3 protein-coding genes are annotated in these 2,648 nt (G+C 60.5%); 1 reads left to right on the forward strand and 2 read right to left on the reverse strand.

Annotated features, from left to right (window positions below):
• Window positions 1–294 precede the first annotated feature (294 nt).
• Window positions 295–1,161 (reverse strand): M15 family metallopeptidase, encoded by an 867-nt coding sequence (locus tag I5W_RS10740; protein ID WP_017454242.1) that lies wholly within the window; start codon window positions 1,159–1,161, stop codon window positions 295–297.
• Between the two features lie 226 nt (window positions 1,162–1,387).
• Between I5W_RS10740 and I5W_RS10745 the strand changes: the two genes are divergently transcribed.
• On the forward strand, window positions 1,388–1,645 hold the full coding sequence (locus I5W_RS10745; protein WP_017454243.1) for a hypothetical protein: 258 nt from the start codon (window positions 1,388–1,390) through the stop codon (window positions 1,643–1,645).
• A gap of 569 nt (window positions 1,646–2,214) precedes the next feature.
• On the opposite strand, the gene I5W_RS32020 is transcribed toward I5W_RS10745, so the two are convergent.
• A partial coding sequence (locus I5W_RS32020; RefSeq protein WP_044529216.1) for a hypothetical protein occupies window positions 2,215–2,648 on the reverse strand: 434 nt, incomplete at its 5' end.

Consider the following 2,648-nt stretch of genomic DNA (forward strand, 5'->3'; position numbering starts at 1 on the left):
GCCGGGCAGCTGGTGGTGGACTGGGCCAGTTGCGCTGCCTGTCCGACCGAATTCAACACGTCCGTGAAATTGACGGCCGGTTTCTTCGGCGGCTGCGGGCCACCGACCGGTTCTTTGCCGTGGTAAACGGTGGAAATGGAATTGATCGACATGCGTGCACTCCTCAAGTAAGGCTGTCCCCCGGGCCAGCGCCCAGACCGATATTGCCGAGGCAGTATAGAGCGAGCGCTGCGGTGCGCCGCCGCGGCTTACCCAAACTTGCGCATCTTTACCTCAGCTGCCAACGGATGAAGATCATTTACGCAGACGTGCTGCGCATTGCTCGCGCAGCGTGATGTCTTCGGGCGCATCGTCGTCGCTGGCCGCGGCATGGGGCGCAGCGCTGCGATGGATGCACTGTCGATAGCCGGCCACGTAGCGCTCGAACTCGGCACGCGCCTGCGCCTTGGGCAGGCTGGCCAGCGTCGTGATGAAGCCCCGGCTGCCGATCTCGAAGTGCTGGTAATCGATGGGTTGCTTCCAGTGGCCACCCCAGACCAGGAAGCCATGGTCATAGAACACGCCGACCACGTCTTCTGCCATGCCTGGCTGCACCGGATTGCGCTGCAGGTAGGCCGCACCCTGGGGTGGCAGGACTTGTTGCGTTGGACTGCCGGCCTGGCTCACGTAGGGGTTCTGCTGCGGGTTGATGTCGATAGCCGCGCCATAGGCGTGCTTGGACCAGCCGCCACCGCCGGTCATGGGGCGGCCATTGAACGCGGAACTGTTGTTGGCTTGCATGGAGCGCTGGTCGTCACCATCGAACTGTTCCAGCCCACGGGCACTGGCCAGTGGGAAGGAGCGCAGCAGCAGCTCGCCAAAGAGCGACTCCACCTGCGGCGCCACCGCATCGAGCACCACCACCGAACCCTGGCGCGTGGCGCCGTCGAAGTCGGTGTAGTCGAAACTGACCGTGGACAGCCGCGTGCAAGGCACGGGATTGGCAGCAGTGATGACCTTGCGCGCCTGCAGTTGGCTGCATTGCGCCGGCGTCAGTGGCGTGATGTCGGCGTGGGCGGCGGCAGGCAGGGCTGCCAGCAGGATGGAGATGCAGCAGGCAGGGCATAGCGCATGGGCAGGGCGGCGCCGAGGGGCGCACAGGCGGGCGGGGGAGGTGGTCATGGAGGGGGATGATACGGCTTTTCTGTTCTCCAAGTGTTGTCAATAAGGTCAGATTGCCTGCGATGGCTGACATCAACATGCGCCATTTTCTGACAGCCGCAGGCGGCCAGAGCGGCAATAATCGGTTTCCAGAAGCTGTCGAATTCCGGCAAGCACCTAGCTCAACAGCATGTGCATTGCTTCTTTTACTTCGGCCAATCCCATCAACAACCTTTGGAGGCAAAACATGCAGATTCGCCACACCCTCTTGGCTGCCGCCGTCTTTACCGCCGTCCTCGCCGGTTGCAACAAGCGCGACGAAGCTCCTGCCACGCCGGCCGCCGTTGCCCCGGCTGCATCCGAACCAGCACCGGCCACCAGCACGCCGGCTCCGGCAACCACCCCGGCACCGGCTGATTCGGGTTCCACCGCCACCCCGGCCACACCGACTCCGACCACGCCTTCGGATTCTTCGGCTGGCGGCACTGCCGGTACGCAGAAGTAAGCGCGCATTCCGAGCACTCCGCGCACTTCATATAACGAGAGCCAACAAGAACGGCAAGAGCCGCCCCATCACCCTGCAGTGGGAACAGCACTGCATACGCCGCGACGGGCAACCGTTGCGGCGTTTTCTTTGGTGGAGCGGTGCTCGGCAGTCGGGAATCGTCAGGAAAAAGTCGGATCCTCACGCACAATCTTCCCGAACTTTTTTTTGCGGGCCACAGTCGTACAGGTGGTTGAACTGTTCCTTCAACCTCCCTCTTGATAGGGAACTTGCCCGCAGTTCATTGGCTGCGGGCTTTTTTTCGTCTTGCGCAAGGCAGGCACGGCTATCTTGGACAGCAGCGTTCGCCGCGCAGGGCGGCTTTGTAACGTCGCGCAAAATCTCCATTTCTGCCGATGGAATATGGGGCCGCCTCACCGCTATCATCGACGTTCTCGCGCGTCTTGCGCGCCTGCCCATCTCCCTAGTGAGAGCCTCTCAATCTCGGCGAAATGAAACTTGCTTTTGTTTGGTGGAATACCAGCCTGTCCCGGGCTGCTGCCCCCAATAGATCGACGACGCTGGAACGGTCAATTGCGGCCGACTTGCTTGCCTTGATGTGTCACGACATCAGGCCCGATGCGATATGCCTCGGAGAAATTTCTACCGAAGACATTGCGCGTCTGCAGGATGTCTGGGCAGCGCACGGGTATAGCTTGATAGACGGCATCAGACCCGTGGGGCGGACCTCGTTTGATACCTGCATTCTGTTCCGCACTGATACTTTGATTGCCTTGGATAGCAAAGATCTGGTGGCGCAAAAAGGACAGCGTTATTTCAAGGTCGCGCAGAGATTTGATTTTGGCGTGTGCGACAACGAAACGATCATTCATCTCTTTGTCTCCCACTGGCCCAGCCGGATTCATACCTCCGAAGATCATCCCCATCGCGACTTCTTGGGCATTCGTTTGCGAGATGCGGTTAAAGAAACCAGGTTGAAGAGAACCAGCAACACTCATCATCT

The sequence above is a fragment of the Herbaspirillum sp. B65 genome, assembly GCF_000333555.1.
Lineage (GTDB): Bacteria > Pseudomonadota > Gammaproteobacteria > Burkholderiales > Burkholderiaceae_D > Herbaspirillum > Herbaspirillum rubrisubalbicans.